Source organism: Burkholderia vietnamiensis LMG 10929 (assembly GCF_000959445.1).
Classification (GTDB): domain Bacteria; phylum Pseudomonadota; class Gammaproteobacteria; order Burkholderiales; family Burkholderiaceae; genus Burkholderia; species Burkholderia vietnamiensis.
In genome coordinates this window covers 2,472,390-2,490,310 of record NZ_CP009631.1, presented here as the reverse complement: position 1 = coordinate 2,490,310, position 17,921 = coordinate 2,472,390, and the positions used below count along the sequence as shown (strand labels likewise).

General features: G+C 68.2%; 12 protein-coding genes. 10 read left to right on the top strand and 2 right to left on the bottom strand.

Translation table 11 applies throughout. From position 1 onward, the window contains the following. The first annotated feature begins 117 nt into the window (after window positions 1-117). The 7 genes from AK36_RS21225 to AK36_RS21195 all read left to right on the top strand — a co-directional run bounded on the left by AK36_RS21225 (window position 118) and on the right by AK36_RS21195 (window position 9,470). Window positions 118-1,386, top strand: coding sequence for a YeaH/YhbH family protein (locus tag AK36_RS21225; RefSeq protein ID WP_011884761.1), 1,269 nt, complete (start codon window positions 118-120; stop codon window positions 1,384-1,386). Then, complete coding sequence (locus AK36_RS21220; RefSeq protein ID WP_034193105.1) at window positions 1,383-3,062, top strand: SpoVR family protein; 1,680 nt, start codon at window positions 1,383-1,385, stop codon at window positions 3,060-3,062. The genes AK36_RS21225 and AK36_RS21220 overlap by 4 nt, the downstream gene beginning before the upstream one ends. 247 nt (window positions 3,063-3,309) lie before the next feature. Then, complete coding sequence (locus tag AK36_RS21215) at window positions 3,310-4,614, top strand: MFS family transporter (protein WP_011884766.1); 1,305 nt, start codon at window positions 3,310-3,312, stop codon at window positions 4,612-4,614. Between the two features lie 354 nt (window positions 4,615-4,968). Next, entirely contained in the window at window positions 4,969-6,900 is a 1,932-nt protein-coding gene (locus AK36_RS21210) for a rhomboid family intramembrane serine protease (protein ID WP_041493824.1), read from the top strand. Between the two features lie 174 nt (window positions 6,901-7,074). After that, window positions 7,075-7,890 (top strand): ABC transporter substrate-binding protein, encoded by an 816-nt coding sequence (locus tag AK36_RS21205; RefSeq protein WP_034193107.1) that lies wholly within the window; start codon window positions 7,075-7,077, stop codon window positions 7,888-7,890. 129 nt (window positions 7,891-8,019) lie between these two features. After that, window positions 8,020-8,742 carry an amino acid ABC transporter permease gene (locus AK36_RS21200; RefSeq protein WP_014723001.1) on the top strand — a complete coding sequence of 241 codons (723 nt, stop codon included), beginning with the start codon at window positions 8,020-8,022 and terminating at the stop codon, window positions 8,740-8,742. Between the two features lie 2 nt (window positions 8,743-8,744). Then, a complete protein-coding gene (locus AK36_RS21195; protein ID WP_011884774.1) occupies window positions 8,745-9,470 on the top strand; it encodes an amino acid ABC transporter permease in 726 nt (241 codons plus the stop codon). A gap of 218 nt (window positions 9,471-9,688) precedes the next feature. Here the strand turns inward: AK36_RS21195 and AK36_RS21190 are convergent, their stop codons facing one another. Then, window positions 9,689-10,945 (bottom strand): M23 family metallopeptidase, encoded by a 1,257-nt coding sequence (locus tag AK36_RS21190; RefSeq protein ID WP_014723002.1) that lies wholly within the window; start codon window positions 10,943-10,945, stop codon window positions 9,689-9,691. A gap of 320 nt (window positions 10,946-11,265) precedes the next feature. Further along, window positions 11,266-11,931 carry a TetR family transcriptional regulator gene (locus AK36_RS21185; protein WP_011884784.1) on the bottom strand — a complete coding sequence of 222 codons (666 nt, stop codon included), beginning with the start codon at window positions 11,929-11,931 and terminating at the stop codon, window positions 11,266-11,268. A gap of 151 nt (window positions 11,932-12,082) precedes the next feature. Between AK36_RS21185 and AK36_RS21180 the strand changes: the two genes are divergently transcribed. From AK36_RS21180 to AK36_RS21170, 3 genes are read left to right on the top strand one after another with little or no spacing between them, the layout of a single operon-like run. Next, complete coding sequence (locus AK36_RS21180; RefSeq protein ID WP_014723004.1) at window positions 12,083-13,270, top strand: MexX/AxyX family multidrug efflux RND transporter periplasmic adaptor subunit; 1,188 nt, start codon at window positions 12,083-12,085, stop codon at window positions 13,268-13,270. A 14-nt stretch (window positions 13,271-13,284) separates the two neighbouring features. Further along, window positions 13,285-16,422 (top strand): multidrug efflux RND transporter permease subunit, encoded by a 3,138-nt coding sequence (locus AK36_RS21175; RefSeq protein ID WP_014723005.1) that lies wholly within the window; start codon window positions 13,285-13,287, stop codon window positions 16,420-16,422. After that, the gene (locus tag AK36_RS21170; protein WP_045579128.1) at window positions 16,422-17,879 is read left to right on the top strand and encodes an efflux transporter outer membrane subunit; all 1,458 of its coding nucleotides are present in this window, start codon (window positions 16,422-16,424) and stop codon (window positions 17,877-17,879) included. Before AK36_RS21175 ends, AK36_RS21170 begins: the two co-directional genes overlap by 1 nt. Window positions 17,880-17,921: the final 42 nt, after the last annotated feature.

The window sequence follows — 17,921 nt, the reverse complement described above, 5'->3', positions numbered from 1 at the left end:
GTACCGTGCCCGTGCGGAGGGTCCGCGCGGGCACCTTTAGAGGCGCCGCCCGCATGACGGCAGACGGCATGTGCGGCGAGCGTCCCGGCATATCGACTTTCGAGCGGGAGACCGGGAGTGCTTCATCAAATCATCGACCGCAGGCTGGCCGGCAAGAACAAGAGCATCGCCAACCGCGAACGCTTTCTGCGTCGCGTCAAGAACTACATTCGTCGTGCCGTGTCGGACGCGGTGCGCGATCGTAGCATCAAGGATATCCAGAGCACGCAAAGCATCACGATTCCGCGCAAGGACATCGCGGAGCCAACCTTCCGGCACGGGCCGGGCGGCCGTCGTGAATACGTGCACCCCGGCAACGAGGACTACGTGCGCGGCGACAAGATTCCGCGCCCGCAGGGCGGCTCGGGCGGCGGCGGCAGTCAGGCGAGCAACGACGGCGAAGGGCAGGACGACTTCGTGTTCGAGTTGTCGCGCGACGAATTCATGCAGTACTTCTTCGACGATCTCGAACTGCCGCGCCTCGTGAAGACGCACCTGCTCACGGTGCCGAGCTGGAAGAACGTGCGCGCGGGCTGGGCGGCGGAAGGCACGCCGAACAACATCGACGTCGTGCGCTCGCTCAGAAGCGCGCTCGGCCGGCGCATCGCGCTCGGTTCGCCGCTCGTGAACGAGTTGCGCGAGCTCGAAGCACAGCTCGAGGCGCTGAAGAACGATCCGGAAGATCGCCGTGCGGAAATCGCGACGCTCGAAGCCGAGATCCACCATCTGAAAGGGCGCATCTGGCGGATTCCGTTCATCGATCCGTTCGATCTGCGCTACGTGAATCGCGTCAAGCAGCCGCAGCCGTCGAGCCAGGCCGTGATGTTCTGCCTGATGGACGTGTCGGGCTCGATGGACGAACAGCGCAAGGATCTCGCGAAGCGCTTCTTCATCCTGTTGTACCTGTTCCTGAAGCGCAACTACGAACGCATCGAGGTCGTGTTCATTCGTCACCACACGCGCGCCGAGGAAGTCGACGAGGACACCTTCTTCCATTCGACGGAAAGCGGCGGCACCGTGGTGTCGAGCGCGCTCGAGCTGATGCGCAAGGTGATGGACGAGCGCTACTCGCCGACCGAGTGGAACATCTACGGCGCGCAGGCGTCGGACGGCGACAACTGGACCGACGATTCGCCGAAGTGTCGCAAAATCCTCGAAGAGGATATCCTCACCAAGACGCGTTATTTCGCCTACATCCAGGTCGCTCCGGAAGAGCAGAATCTGTGGCTGGAGTATGCGCAACTGGCGCTGTCGCAACCGCATCTCGCGATGAAGAAAGTCGAATCGGCTGCCGACATCTACCCGGTATTTCGCGAGTTGTTCGAAAAGCAGGTGGAAATGTCATGACAACGCGCCATCTGCACAACGAATCGCGCGGCTATGCGCCGCGCCCTTCCGGCGACGACACGGCCGGCCCCGCCGCATCGCAGCAAAGCGGCCAGGCCGGGCCCGCTGCGCCGGCCGCCGACTTGCCCGCTGCCGGGCAGAAGGAAGCGCGTATGAACGTTGCCGAACGCAAGCCGCTGCCGTGCCCGTCCGACTGGACGTTCGAGCTGCTCGAGGAATACGACACGCACATCGCGCAGGTCGCCGAGCAGTACGAGCTCGACATCTATCCGATCCAGCTCGAACTGATCAGCGCCGAGCAGATGATGGACGCGTATGCGTCGGTCGGGATGCCCGTCAACTACCGACACTGGTCGTTCGGCAAGCATTTCCTCGCCACCGAGAAGAGCTATCGGCGCGGCCAGATGGGCCTCGCCTACGAGATCGTCATCAACTCGAACCCTTGCATCGCGTATCTGATGGAAGAGAACACGATGACGATGCAGGCGCTGGTGATCGCGCATGCGGCCTACGGCCACAACTCGTTCTTCAAGGGCAACTACCTGTTCCGGCTGTGGACCGACGCGCACGCGATCATCGACTATCTCGTGTACGCGAAGAACTACGTCGCCGAATGCGAGGAGCGCTATGGCCTCGATCGCGTCGAGGAGCTGCTCGATTCGTGTCACGCGCTGATGAACTACGGCGTCGACCGCTACAAGCGGCCGCAGAAGCCGTCGCTGTCGAAGGAAGCGGCGCTGCGGCGCGAGCGCGAGGCGTATCTGCAGTCGCAGGTCAACGAGCTGTGGCGCACGCTGCCGGGCAAGAAGCCCGAACTGGCCGAGGAGCAGGAAGGCCGCTATCCGCCGGAGCCGCAGGAGAACCTGCTGTATTTCGCGGAAAAGAACGCGCCGCTGCTCGAGCCGTGGGAGCGTGAGGTGATCCGCATCGTGCGCAAGATCGGCCAGTACTTCTACCCGCAGCGGCAGACGCAGGTGATGAACGAAGGCTGGGCCACGTTCTGGCATTACACGCTGCTGAACACGCTGTACAACCAGGGCAAGCTTGAAGACGGCTTCATGATGGAGTTCCTGCATTCGCACAGCAACGTCGTCTATCAGCCGCCGGTCACGAAGCCGTACTACAGCGGGATCAACCCGTATGCGCTCGGCTTCTCGATGATGAGCGACATCCGCCGCATCTGCGAAGCGCCGACGGAAGAGGACTACAAGTGGTTTCCGGAAATCGCGGGCACGCCGTGGTTGCCGGCGATGCACTACGCGATGCGCAATTTCAAGGACGAGAGCTTCATCGCGCAGTATCTGTCGCCGAACCTGATCCGCGAGATGCGGCTGTTCTCGGTGCTCGACGACGACATGCGCGATTCGCTCGAAGTGTCGGCGATCCACGACGAATCCGGCTACCAGTACGTGCGCCAGGCGCTGTCGCGGCAGTACGACATCCATCACCGCGAACCGAACATCCAGGTGTGGGCCGTCAACACGCGCGGCGACCGCAGCCTCACGCTGCGCCACTTCATGACCGACAACCGGCATCTGTCGAACGACAGCGACGAGGTGCTCAAGCACATGGCGCGCCTCTGGCAGTTCGACGTGTACCTGGAAAGCGTCGACGAGGCAGGCACCGTGCGCAAGCGCTACGAATGCCGATACGTGCCGCCTGAGGTGCGTGTTTGACGCGTATCTGACCGGTCGAGCGAATGGTTTGCATCCGACGCCAGCCTTGCGGCTGGCGTTTTCATATGACGAACGCTCGGCAGGAGAAGATTTTTCTACATCGGGATGAACCCGGAGAGACTGCTACTTTACATTTGGCTAAACTCCCGTAGCGCCGTGCGCCGGAACCGGTGCCACGTGCGACCCCCCACGCGGCGGTTGCGGCCGTCTCGCCCCAGCAAAGCACTAAAAGGAAACAGACCAACCCATGGACGTCCAGAGCGACCAAGCTGCGCTGTCCGCGCAAGACACCCGGCGGCGCGTGTTCGCCATCGTCGGCGCCTCGTCGGGCAACCTCGTCGAGTGGTTCGACTTCTACATCTACTCGTTCTGCGCGCTGTATTTCGCGCCGGCGTTCTTCCCCAGCGGCAACACGACCACCCAGTTGCTGAACACGGCAGGCGTGTTCGCGGCCGGCTTCCTGATGCGTCCGATCGGCGGCTGGCTGTTCGGCCGCATCGCCGACCGTCACGGCCGCCGCGCGGCGATGATGATCTCGGTGCTGATGATGTGCGGCGGCTCGCTGGTGATCGCGGTGCTGCCGACCTACGCGCAGATCGGCGCGCTCGCGCCCGCGCTGCTGCTGGTCGCGCGGCTGTTTCAGGGGCTGTCGGTCGGTGGCGAGTACGGCACGAGCGCGACCTACATGAGCGAGGTCGCGCTGCAAGGGCGGCGCGGTTTCTTCGCGTCGTTCCAGTACGTGACGCTGATCGGCGGCCAGCTGTGCGCGCTGCTGGTGCTCGTGATCCTGCAGCAGGCGCTGTCGGGCGACGAGCTGAAGGCGTGGGGCTGGCGCATTCCGTTCGTGTGCGGCGCGGCGGCGGCGCTGATCTCGCTGTATCTGCGCAAGTCGCTCGACGAGACGTCGACCAGCGCGTCGCGCGACAAGAAGGACGCGGGCACGATTCGCGGCGTGTGGCAGCACAAGGGCGCGTTCTTCACGGTGGTCGGCTTCACGGCCGGCGGCTCGCTGATCTTCTACACGTTCACCACGTACATGCAGAAGTATCTGGTGAACACGGCCGGCATGCACGCGAAGACGGCCAGCAACGTGATGACCGTCGCGCTGCTCGTCTACATGCTGATGCAGCCGGTGTTCGGCGCGCTGTCCGACCGGATCGGCCGGCGCACGTCGATGATCCTGTTCGGCACGCTGTCGGTGCTCGGCACGGTGCCGCTGATGCACGCGCTCAAGACGGTGTCGAGCCCGACGGCCGCGTTCGTGCTGATCACGGTCGCGCTCGCGATCGTCAGCTTCTACACGTCGATCAGCGGCCTGATCAAGGCCGAGATGTTCCCGCCGGAAGTGCGCGCGATGGGCGTCGGCCTGTCGTATGCGGTCGCGAACGCGATCTTCGGCGGCTCGGCCGAATACGTCGCGCTGTGGTTCAAGTCGATCGGCAGCGAGGAGACCTTCTACTGGTACGTGACCGCGCTGTGCGCGATCTCGCTGATCGTGTCGTGGCGCATGCGCGACCCGAGCAAGGAGGGCTATCTGCGTCACGAGCCGTGATCGGTGCAACGGCGCGGCCGCCGGTGCGGCCGGCATGACGCCACGGAACGGCGCGCCGCGATGTACGTGGCGCGCCGTTTTTTGTTCATGGCCGGTTCGCGTCGCTGGTCGCCGCGCGTAAGCGCATCGCGCATCGCGCGATATCGTTATCGAAATCGCTTCGTTGTCCGCGGTCGGCGCCAGCGCTTATGCTGGGCGCGTAGTTCGTGTGACACCTCCTTGACTGGGATTCGCGCCCGCTGCCTGCAGCGGGCGTCTTTTTGTTCCCGCTCCGTCACGCGGCCAGCAGTGTCAGGGACACCAAATATAATGGCGCGCGCGCGGCTCACGCGCGACAACCCATACCAAGATCCCATGAGAGAACAACCAACATCCAGGCCGTGGCTGACGATCGTGCTGGCCGTCGTCAATATCGCGATATTCGTGCTGATGTGGCGCGCCGCATCGTACGGCGACCTGTCGAACCCGCTGCTGCTCGACTGGGGCGCGAACTTCGCGCCGTACACGCTCACCGGGCAGCCGTGGCGGCTGCTGACCAGCGCATTCCTGCACGGCAGCTGGATGCACGTCGCACTCAACATGTACATGCTGATCGTGCTCGGCACGGTGCTCGAACGCGTGGGCGGGACGCTGCGGTTCGGCGTCGCGTATCTGTTGTCCGCGCTCGGCGGCTCGCTGCTCAGCGCGCTGTGGCACGGCTATCACGAAGTCGGCGGCAGCAGTTTCGCCTTCGGCGTCGTGCTGCAGACGAGCGGCATCCAGCCGGTGGTGAGCGTCGGCGCGTCGGGCGCGCTGATGGGGCTGGCGGGCGCCGCCGCGGCGCTGGTGCTGCGACGCCGGCGCGAGGCCGGAGCCGACGCGCAGGTGCCGATCAATCTCGCCGCGGTCGCGCAGGTCATCGTGCTCAACCTCGGGTCGGGCTTCGTGATTTCCGGCATCGACCAGGCCGCGCATCTCGGCGGCGTGATCGTCGGCTTCGTCGCCGGCTGGCTGATGTATGGCGGCACGCGTGCGTCGCGCGTCGCCGTGCCGCTCGTGATCGCGGTGCTCGGCAGCGCCGCGATGGTGTCGGCGGCGCAGCGCGCGGGCAGCGACGAGTTGCAGAGCTGGCGCGTCGCGACCGATCGCGCGCTCGCGCACGACGCCGCGAAGCGGCAGGCGCAACAGCAGGCGGCCGCGATCGCCGCGCAGATCCGCGACGACGAGCAGCATCGGCCCGCGCCCGTGTCGGCCGAGCGCGCCGCAGGCACCGTCGTGCCGGTCGGCAAGTGGCCGTATGCGATGGTGCTGGGCGCGTCGGGCAAGCGGCTGTACGTGACCGACATCGACCGCAACACGCTCGTCGTGGTCGATGCGCAGCGCCAGGCGGTCGTGCGGACGATCGCGGGTGAACCGTTCGCGACCGGGCTCGACGGCTGCCCCGGCAACATGTGCCGCGGCCGCGGCGCGAGCGGCCTCTATGTGAGCCCCGACGAACGCTATGCGTACGTCGCGTCGATGCGCGAGAACGGGCTCGTGCGCATCGACCTGAACAGCGGCGCGATCGTCGACGGCGTGACGCTCGGCCGGTTCCCGCGCGCGATCGTGGCGTCCGCATCGAACGACAGGCTGTACGTGCTGAACAGCGTCGACGACACGATTTCCGTCGTCAGCCTCGCGCACTGGCCGCAGGTCGTGGCGACGCTGCGGCTCGGCGATCACGATGCGTCGGGCGTCGAGTTCGGCCGCGCGCTGTCGATGTGGCTGTCGCCCGACGGCAAGCGGCTGTATGCGTATGCGTTCGAGAAGAGTGCCATCGTCGCGTTCGACACGGCGACGAATGCGCCGGTGCAAACCTATCCGGTCGATGCGGATTTCATCGAAGCGAAGCCGGGCGCGAACGGTGCCGGCGTGTGGTTCTACAACGCGTCGTCGGTGCAATGGCGGGACGCGTCGACGCTTGCCGTACGCAGCGCTTATCCGGTGTGCGACACGTCGATGCACAGCTTCGACGGCAGCGGCGACGGCTCGCTGATCGCCGTCGCCGGCTTCGACGGCAAGCCGCTGCGCGTGATCAAGACGGCGACGCGTCGCACGGTGGGCGAGTTTCCGGTGGCGGGCGGCGCCGGGCAGGTGATCTTCGCGCCTGACCGCCGCACGCTGTTCGCGCTCGGGGCAGCGGGTACGCTGTCGTTCCTCTCCATGGACCGCTCGCTCGATTATCTGCAGGACGGCGGCGACGGCGAGTTCCTGTGCGCGGCGTCGGCCGACGGCAGCGGGGATGGCGGGGATGCCGGCGACGAATGACCGCGCTCGCGCGTCATCACGAAACCCGCAGAGCAAAGCATCATTTGTTGGTTCGAATCCGCCGCATGCGCTGATACGTTAGCGGCTTCGCGACGATACACCGCGTTGCGATGTTCCTCGAACCGGGCCGCCGCGCGATCCGCGGCGGCCCTCATAACAATGCAGGCTGCGCTCATGAAATTCCACACTCTCGCTACCTGGCTCGTCGGAGCTGCGCTCGTTACGGCGGGCACGCTCGCGCATGCAGACCGCCTCGACGACATCAAAAAAGCCGGCGTGCTGCGCGTCGCGACGTTCGACAGCAACCCGCCGTTCGGCTTCGTCGATGCGAAAAGCCACCACATCGTCGGCCTCGACGTCGACTACGCGAAGGCGCTCGCCGACAAGCTCGGCGTGAAGCTGCAACTGCAGCCGACCAATCCGGCCAACCGCATTCCGTTCCTGACCTCGGGCAAGGTCGACCTGGTGCTCGCGAACTTCACGATCACCGACGAGCGCGCGAAGCAGGTCGACTTCAGCATTCCGTACTTCTCGTCGGGCCAGCAGTTTCTCGCGAAGAAGGGCGTGCTGAAATCGGCCGACCAGCTGAACGGCTTGCGCGTCGGCGCGGACAAGGGCACGACCAACGAAATCACGCTGCGCGACAAGTTCCCCGGCGCGACGATCGTCGCGTACGACGACACGCCGTTCGCATTCGCGGCGCTGCGCGCGGGCAACGTGCAGGCGATCACGCAGGACGGCCCGAAGCTGATCGGCCTGCTCGCGAACGTGCCCGACAAGCAGAACTACGAGATCCCCGCGTTCACGATCTCGAACGACTACATGGGCGTCGGTGTGCCGAAGGGCGAAGCGCGCCTGCTCGGTTTCGTGAACGACACGCTGAAGGGGCTCGAGGCGAACGGTCGCGCCGCGCAGATCTACGACGCGTGGTTTGGCCCGACGACCAGGACGCCGCTCACGCGCATCTTCCGCATCGGCGATCGCACCTGAGTCGTTCGCGCCGCGCGTCGAGATCGCCCGCCGCACGTTGCCCGGCGCCCGGCGCCCGTCGCGGTGCGACGGATCGCGGCGTTTCCCGTGTCACTTACCCGATCGCGCCCGCCGCGATCGCACCATCTCATGTTCGGGTTGGCTCCCAAATATCTGTCCTGGCTGTGGCAGGGCTTTCTGGTCACGCTCGGCCTGGCGGCTGCGTCGGCGCTCGCGGCGAGCGTCGGCGGCTTGCTGCTCGCCGTGATGCGTCACGCGCGCGGGGCGGCGCCGCGCATGCTCGCGGCCGGCTATGTCGTGGCGTTGCGCAATACGCCGCTGCTCGTGCAGCTGCTGTTCTGGTATTTCGGCGTCGCGTCGCTGCTGCCCGATACGTGGATCGCGTGGCTGAATGCGCGCCACCGGCTCGACATCGGCCCGCTCACGCTCGCGTGGCCGTCGTTCGAATTCGTCGCGGGCTGGGTCGGGCTGAGCGCCTACACGGCCGCGTTCGTCGCCGAGGAATGCGAAGCCGGCCTGCGCGGCGTGCGGCGTGCGCAGCACGATGCCGCTGCGGCGCTCGGCCTCACGCCGATGCAGTCGCTGCGCTACGTGGTGCTGCCGCAAGCCGTGCGTATTGCGCTGCCGCCGCTGTTCGGCCAGTACATGAATCTCGTCAAGAATTCGTCGCTCGCGATGGCGATCGGGGTCGCTGAGCTGTCCTATGCGTCGCGGCAGGTCGAGACGGAGACGTTCAAAACCTTCGCCGCATTCGGCATCGCGACCGTGCTGTATGTCGCCGCGGTGGCCGCGATCGAGGCCGCCGCGTACGCGGCCACGCAATGGCGCGACCGGCTCGGCGCAGGGCGGTGACGATGGACCTTTCGCTGTTGCTCGACAACCTGCCGTATCTGCTCGTCGGCGCCTTCCCGGACGGCCCGCTCGGCGGCGCCGCGTTGTCGCTCGTGCTGGCGATGGCATCGGCCGTCGCGTCCGCGCTGCTCGGCGTCGCGCTCGGTGTGGGGATGGCGCTCGCGCGCGGGCCGCTGCGCGTCCTTCTGCTCGCGTTCATCGGTTTTTTCCGCGCGATTCCGGTGCTGATGCTGATCTTCTGGACGTACTTCCTGATGCCGATGCTGCTGCACATGGACGTGCCGGGGCTCGCGACCGTCGTCTGCGCGCTCGCGCTGATCGGCGGCGCCTATCTCGCGCACGCGGTGCACGCGGGCATCGTCGCGGCGGGCGAGGGGCAGCGTCAGGCGGGCTTGTCGCTCGGGCTCACGCGCTGGCAGACGGTGCGCCACGTGCTGCTGCCACAGGCGATCCGGATCATGACGCCGTCGTTCGTGAACCAGTGGGTTGCGCTCGTGAAGGACACGTCGCTCGCGTACATCGTCGGCGTGCCGGAACTGTCGTTCGTCGCGACGCAGGTGAACAACCGGTTGATGGTGTATCCGGCGCCGATCTTCCTGTTCGTCGCGGTGCTGTACCTCGTGCTGTGCACGTCGCTCGACGGCGCAGCGCGCTGGCTGCTGTCGCGCCGCGAGCGTGCGCAGCAGATCGCACGCACGACGCCCGACCGGACCGAACCCGCGCGATGACGGGTGTGCCGCGTGCGGTGCGTGATGCGCGCTTGCTTGCGGTATGAGGTTCGATGACGCCACGCGGCGGCGCGCGTCGGTGCTGCGCAGCGCGGGCACCGGCTACGTTCCGCCGCAGCGGATCAACCAAACGCCGGGAGTGGCGCGGCGTCGACCGATATCGCGATCCTGCGGTTACCCACGCACGTCACCGCCCCGGCCACACACCCGACCGAACGTTACGACGCGCCGTAATGCGTATCGAACACCGAACGCAGCGTCGACGGCCCGACCGCGAAGTCGCCCCACAGCGGGCCGTCGCCTTGCGCGAACGCAAACGGCGTCGTGCCGATCGACGCAAGGCGGAACCGCCACTGCGCGGCTTCCTGACGGAACGCGGTGCGTTGCATGTCGGACAGTTCGGTTTGCGCGCTGGCGAGCGTGACGAGCGGATCGACCGGGTCGTTCGCGATGCGCACTTCGAAGTGCAGGTGCGGGCCGGTCGCCGCGCCCGTCATCCCGACCGAGCCGATGCGCTGACCCTGCTTCACCGTCTCGCCGACCTTCAGCCCGCGCGCGTACGCGGACAAATGCGCGTAGTAGGTCGAATAGCCGTCGGCGTGATCGACGATCACGTAATGGCCGTAGCCGCCCGGATCGGTGCCCACGAACGACACGACGCCATCGGCCGCCGCATCGACCGGCGTGCCGGTCGGCGCCGCGAGATCGACGCCGGTGTGGAACGCCATCGCCTGCGACAGCGGATGCACGCGTTCGCCGAAGAACGAACTGATGCGCGTCCACTTGACCGGCATCGTGAACGCGGCGGCTTCGAGCGGCGCGCCGTCGAGCGTGTAGTACGCGCCATGCTCGGCGCCCGGCGCGTGGAACCAGATCGCGCCGAACTTGCGGCCCGCGACGCGCAGCTCGACTGCGGTGAGGTGCGGCGTGCCGTTGTTGGTGTCGTACGCGATCCGGTAGTAGTCGCCGCGCTGCGCACTCGCACGCATCGCCACCTTGCCGGTGACGAGATCGCCGAGCTGGATGCGCACCTCGGGCGGCACGTCGAGCCGATCGAGCGTGTCGGACAGCGTGAGCTCGATGTCGCCCGCGCGCATCCCGTGGCTCCGGTCGGGCTCGGCGTACTGGAACAGGTTCGGATAGCCGAGCATGTCGTTGCGGTGCGCGCTGAGCGACGCGAACAGGCCGGGCTGCGCGCTGCGATCGGCGAACGCGTGGCGCTCGCCGATCGTGTGTGCCAGCTCGCTCGTCACGAAATGCTGGGCGGTGGGAAACGGCGTGTCGGACAGCACGCGCTGCGGCAGCACGGCCGTGCCCGAATCGACGGCGCCGGGCAGTTGCGAAACCGCCGGCAATGCGGCGGCGAGACCGAACGCGGCGAGGGCGCCGAGCACGGCGGCCGGCACCAGCGCGCGCACGAGGCGCTGCGCACGGCCGGGCGCGAAGGCATCAGGGGTTGCAGCAGGCTTGACCAAAGGTGTCCACATCCAGGAAAGCGGTTCAAAGAGGTGTGGGCAGGAGCCGTCGCGCGAAAGGCGCCGCGCAGGCGCGGGGCGGGCGACGGGCGTGCAACAAAACAGGCCCCGCGTGGGGCCCGTGTCGTTGCCGTTCGACCCAACTTGCGGGCGCGCCCGCTTCGAACGGCGGCGTGAACTGCCGGGTCGAACCCGATTATCACGAAGACGCTAAGCAATGATGACCGCGTCAGTCTACCGATGTTCCGCGAAACGTTGAAAATTTTAAAGAGGGTCGGCCCATTCGTTTCGCAGTGCGGAAATTGGGGTTAATTCAGCATTTATTGCGCGGCTTTCCGCGCGGCAGGCAATTTTTGCGTGCGCACGCGCAGCGCCCCGGATGACTCGACGGCGTCGAAACCGGCGTCGAGCATGGCTTCGGCGTCGTTCCAGCGGGTGCCGCGCAGGCGGTCGGTCCAGATCATCGACGCGAACACGCCTTCGAGCAACGACACCAGATAGACGGCCGCCAGATGCACGTCGAGATCGGCGGCCAGCTCGCCGCCGGCGATCGCGCGGCGCAGCAGCGCTTTCGTGATCCGCAGGATCTGCAGCTCGAGCAGCGTGCGCCGGCGCAGCAGTGCGCCGTTTTCTTCGCTCTGTTCGCACTTCGTATAGAGAATCACCAGCACGCGCTGCATCGAGCCCGGCTCGCCGCATTGCCGCAGATAGTGCGACGCGGCGCGCCGCAGCGTCGCGAACGCGGGCAGGCCGTCCGCGGCCTCGAAGCCTTCCGACGTGCGCGCGAACGCGCGGTCGCACAGCGCCAGACAGACTTCCATCTTGTTGCGGTAATGCCCGTATACGGCGCCGCGCGACATCCCGGCCGCTTCGGCGAGGTCGGCCATCGCGGTCTGCGCGACGCCCTGTTCGAGCAGCACGAGCTCGGCGGCGTCGAGAATCCGGTGCTTGATGGCGAGCGATTCTTCCCGGGTCTTGCGGGCCATGGCGTGAATTTCCTTACAGTTCGCTGTCGTTTTATTGAGACAGTAGGCCAATCGTTCGACAACGTGCATATTTAATCAGTCGTGACTGATTATAATCGGCCACCCTGAGCTGCCGCATTTTCTATCGGCGGCGAACGATCCGAGGTCACAGATGAACAACACGGGTTTCGGCACGCGGCGCGGCGCGCTCGCGATGCTCGCGCTTGCGGCCATGCTGGTCGCGGGCGGATGTGGCAAGGGCGGGCCGGATACCGCGCCGCCGGCCGTGCGAAGCGCGACCGTCGTGACGGTGCGCCCGACCGCGGTGCCGATGACGGTCGAATTGCCCGGGCGGCTCGACGCGTATCGGCAGGCGGAAGTGCGCGCGCGGGTCGCGGGGATCGTGACCGCGCGCACGTACGACGAAGGGCAGGAAGTGAAGCAGGGCGCGGTGCTGTTCCGCATCGATTCCGCGCCGCTGATGGCGGCGCGCGATGCCGCGCAGGGCGCGCTCGCGAAGGCGCAGGCCGCCGCGCTCGCCGCCACCGACAAACGCCGCCGCTACGACGACCTGGTGCGCGACCGCGCGGTCAGCGAGCGCGACCTCACCGAGGCCGTCGCCGCCGATACGCAGGCGAGGGCCGAGGTCGTGTCCGCGAAGGCCGAGCTCGCCCGCGCACAGCTTCAGCTCGACTACGCGACGGTCACTGCGCCGATCGCCGGCCGCGCGCGGCGCGCGCTCGTGACCGAAGGCGCGCTCGTCGGCCAGGATCAGGCGACGCCGCTCACGACCGTCGAGCAGCTCGACCCGATCTACGTGAATTTCTCGCAGCCGGCGGCCGACGTCGAGGCGCTGCGCCGCGCGGTGAAGAGCGGGCGGGCGACCGGCATCGCGCAGCACGACGTCACGGTCACGCTGGTGCGCGCCGACGGCAGCGCGTATCCGCTCAAGGGCAGGCTGCTGTTCAGCGATCTCGCGGTCGATCCGACCACCGACACGGTCGCGATGCGCGCGCTGTTTCCGAACCCGGAGCGCGAGCTGCTGCCGGGCGCGTACGTGCGGATCTCGCTCGACGCGGCCGTCGATCAGCGCGCGATCCTGGTGCCGCGCGATGCGTTGCTGCGCACGGCCGAGCGCACGTCGGTGCGCGTGGTCGGGCCGAACGGCAAGGTGCGCGACGTCGAAGTCGTCGCCGACCGGATGAGCGGCCGCGACTGGCGCATCACGCGCGGCCTCGCGGGCGGCGAGCGCGTGATCGTCGACGACGCCGCGCAGTTCGCGCCCGACACCGTCGTGAAGCCCGTCGAGCAGGCACCGCCGGCGAAGGCCGCAGCGGCCGGGCCCGCCCGCCAAACCTGACCGGTTCATACACCATGGCACGTTTCTTCATCGATCGCCCCGTGTTCGCATGGGTGATCGCGCTGTTCATCCTGCTCGGCGGCGGCTTCGCGATTCGTGCGCTGCCGGTCGCGCAGTATCCCGACATCGCGCCGCCCGTCGTCAGCATCTATGCGTCTTACCCGGGCGCGTCCGCGCAGGTCGTCGAGGAATCGGTGACCGCGCTGATCGAGCGCGAGATGAACGGCGCGCCGGGGCTGTTGTACACGTCGGCGAGCAGCAGCGCCGGGAGCGCATCGCTCTATCTGACCTTCAAGCAGGGCGTGAACGCCGATCTCGCGGCCGTCGAAGTGCAGAACCGGCTGAAGACGGTCGACGCGCGGCTGCCCGAACCGGTGCGGCGCGCCGGCATCCAGGTCGAGAAGGCAGCGGACAACATCCAGCTGGTCGTGTCGCTGACGTCGGACGACGGCCGCATGACCGACGTGCAGCTCGGCGAATACGCGTCGGCGAACGTCGTGCAGGCGCTGCGCCGCGTCGACGGCGTCGGCCGCGTGCAGTTCTGGGGCGCCGAATACGCGATGCGGATCTGGCCGGACCCGGACAAGCTGGCCGGACATGGCGTCACCGCGTCGGACATCGCGTCGGCCGTGCGTGCGCACAACGCGCGCGTGACGATCGGCGACATCGGCCGCAGCGCGGTGCCGGACAGCGCGCCGATCGCCGCGACGGTGTTCGCCGACGCGCCGCTGAAGACGCCGGCCGATTTCGGCGCGATCGCGCTGCGCACGCAGCCGGACGGCTCCGCGCTCTATCTGCGCGACGTCGCGCGCGTCGAGTTCGGCGGCAACGACTACAACTATCCGTCGTACGTGAACGGCAAGGTCGCGACCGGCATGGGGATCAAGCTCGCGCCCGGCTCGAACGCGGTCGCGACCGAGCGGCGCGTGCGCGCGGCGATGGACGAGCTGTCCGCGTACTTCCCGCCGGGCGTGAAGTACCAGATCCCGTACGAGACGTCGTCGTTCGTGCGCGTGTCGATGAACAAGGTCGTCACGACGCTGATCGAGGCCGGCGTGCTGGTGTTCCTCGTGATGTTCCTGTTCATGCAGAACCTGCGCGCGACGCTGATCCCGACGCTCGTCGTGCCGGTCGCGCTCGCGGGCACGTTCGGCGTGATGCAGGCGCTCGGCTTCTCGATCAACGTGCTGACGATGTTCGGCATGGTGCTCGCGATCGGCATCCTCGTCGACGATGCGATCGTCGTCGTCGAGAACGTCGAGCGGCTGATGGTCGAGGAGCGGCTCGAGCCGTACGAAGCGACCGTCAAGGCGATGCAGCAGATCAGCGGCGCGATCGTCGGCATCACGGTGGTGCTGACCTCGGTGTTCGTGCCGATGGCGTTCTTCGGCGGCGCGGTGGGCAACATCTACAGGCAGTTCGCGCTCGCGCTCGCGGTGTCGATCGCCTTCTCGGCGTTTCTCGCGCTGTCGCTGACGCCCGCGCTGTGCGCGACGCTGCTCAAGCCGGTGGACGGCGGCCATCACGACAAGCGCGGCTTCTTCGGCGCGTTCAACCGCTTCGTCGCGCGCGCGACGCAGCGCTATGCGACGCGCGTCGGCACGATGCTCGCCAGGCCGCTGCGCTGGCTCGTCGTGTACGGCGCGCTGACCGCGGCCGCGGTGCTGATGCTCACGCAACTGCCGAGCGCGTTCCTGCCCGACGAGGATCAGGGCAACTTCATGGTGATGGTGATCCGGCCGCAGGGCACGCCGCTCGCCGAGACGATGCGCAGCGTGCGCGAGGTCGACGCGTACCTGCGCCGCGAGGAGCCGGCCGCGTACACGTTCGCGCTCGGCGGCTTCAACCTGTACGGCGAAGGGCCGAACGGCGGGATGATCTTCGTCTCGCTGAAGGACTGGCGTGCGCGCAAGGCCGCGCGCGATCACGTGCAGGCGATCGTCGCGCGCATCAACGCGCGCTTCGCGGGCACGCCGAACACGACGGTGTTCGCGATGAACGCGCCGGCCTTGCCCGATCTCGGCTCGACGAGCGGCTTCGACTTCCGGCTGCAGAACCGCGGCGGGCTCGACTACGCGGCGTTCAGCGCCGCGCGCGAACAGTTGCTCGCGGCGGCCGGCCGCGACCCTGCGCTGACCGACGTGATGTTCGCCGGCATGCAGGACGCGCCGCAACTGAAGCTCGACGTCGATCGCGCGAAGGCGTCGGCGCTCGGCGTGTCGATGGACGAGATCAACACGACGCTCGCGGTGATGTTCGGCTCCGACTACATCGGCGACTTCATGCACGGCACGCAGGTGCGCCGCGTGATCGTGCAGGCCGACGGCCAGCATCGCGTCGATCCCGACGACGTGAAGAAGCTGCGCGTGCGCAACGCGCGCGGCGAGATGGTGCCGCTCGCGGCGTTCACGACGCTGCGCTGGACGCTCGGGCCGCCGCAGCTCACGCGCTACAACGGCTTCCCGTCGTTCACGATCAACGGCTCGGCCGCGCCGGGACACAGCAGCGGCGAAGCGATGGCCGCGCTCGAGCGGCTTGCCGCGACGCTGCCGGCGGGAATCGGCCACGCGTGGTCGGGACAGTCGTTCGAGGAGCGGCTGTCGGGCGCGCAGGCGCCGATGCTGTTCGCGCTGTCGGTGCTGGTGGTGTTCCTCGCGCTCGCGGCGCTGTACGAGAGCTGGTCGATTCCGTTCGCGGTGATGCTGGTCGTTCCGCTCGGCGTGATCGGCGCGGTGCTCGGCGTCACGTTGCGCGCGATGCCGAACGACATCTACTTCAAGGTCGGGCTGATCGCGACGATCGGCTTGTCGGCGAAGAACGCGATCCTGATCGTCGAAGTCGCGAAGGATCTGGTCGCGCAGCGCATGCCGCTGATCGACGCCGCGCGCGAGGCCGCCCGCCTGCGGCTGCGGCCGATCGTGATGACGTCGCTCGCGTTCGGCGTCGGCGTGCTGCCGCTCGCGTTCGCGTCGGGCGCGGCGTCCGGCGCGCAAATGGCGATCGGCACCGGCGTGCTCGGCGGCGTGATCACGGCCACGGTGCTCGCGGTGTTTCTCGTGCCGCTGTTTTTCGTGATGGTCGGCCGCGTGTTCGACGTCGGCCCGCGCCGGCGCGGCGCGTCGCAGCCGACGACGATGGAGGGTTCGCATTGATGGTCGCGCTCAATCGCCGCATGGCGGGCCGCGTCCCGCTCGCGCTGGCCGCGGCGCTCGCACTCGCGGGCTGCTCGCTCGCGCCGCACTACGAACGGCCGGCCGCGCCCGTGCCGGCCAGCTACGCAGCGCCGGACGGCGGGCAGGGTGGCGAGCCCGCTGCGTCGGCATCGGCCGATGCAGCGCTGCTCGACGACTGGCGCGCCTACTTCACCGACCCCACGCTGCAGGCGTGGATCGACGCTGCGCTCGCGAACAATCGCGACCTGCGGATCGCGGCCGGCCGGCTCGACGAAGCGCGCGCGCTGTACGGCGTGCAGCGCGCGGACCAGCTGCCGTCGCTCGATGCGAACCTCGCCTACGACCGCACCCGCCAGTACGACCCGGTGGTGCGCCAGAGCGCGGTGAGCGGGCTGTATCGGGCGGGCGTCGGCATCAGCGCCTACGAGCTGGACCTGTTCGGCCGCGTGCGCAGCCTGTCGGATGCCGCACTCGCCGACTATTTCGCGACGGCGTATGCGCAGCGCACGGTGCGCATCGGCGTGATCGCCGAAGTCGCCGGCGCGTATGTCGCGCAACGATCGTTGCAGGAGCAACTGGCGCTGGCGCAGCGCACGCTCGACGCGCGCGAACGCATCGCCGCGCTCACGCGGCGCCGCTACGCGGCCGGCACGAGCGATGCGATCGAGCTGCGCTCGGCCGAGATGCTGGTGGCGTCCGCGCGTGCGTCGCAGGCCGGGCTGCAGCGCGAGCATGCGCAAGCGCTGCGCGCGCTGCAGCTGCTCGCCGGCGATTTCGCGCGCGAGGCGCCGGCCGACGGCGCGACGCTCGACGCGCTTACCATCGCGCCGGTCGCGCCCGGCGCGCCGAGCGCGTTGCTCGAACGGCGGCCCGACGTCCGTCAGGCCGAGTCGCGTCTGCAGGCCGCGAACGCGCAGATCGGCGCGGCGCGCGCGGCATTCTTCCCGCGCATTGCGCTGACGACCGACTACGGCTCGGTCAGCGACGCGTTCTCGAGCCTGTTCGCGGCGGGTACCAGCGTCTGGTCGTTTGCGCCGCGCATCACGCTGCCGATCTTCGCGGGCGGGCGCAATCGCGCCAATCTCGACGTGGCCGACGCGCGCAAGTACATCGCCGTCGCCGAATACGAGAAGACCGTGCAGACGGCGTTCCGCGAAGTGGCCGACGCGTTCGCCGCACGCGGCTGGATCGATCGCCAGCTCGCGGCGCAGCAGGACGTCTACGCGGCCGACGGCGCCCGGCTGAAACTCGCCGAGCGTCGCTATGCGGCCGGCGTCGCGACCTACCTCGAGCTGCTCGACGCGCAGCGCAGCACCTACGAGTCGGGCCAGGCGCTGATCCGGCTCAAGGAGCTGCGCCTCGCGAACGCGATCGCGCTGTATCGCGCGCTCGGCGGCGGCTGGACGCCCGCCGAAGGCGCGGACGCCGCCGCGTGATCCGCCCGCCGGCCGGCGGCACGACGCAGCACCGGCCGGCCC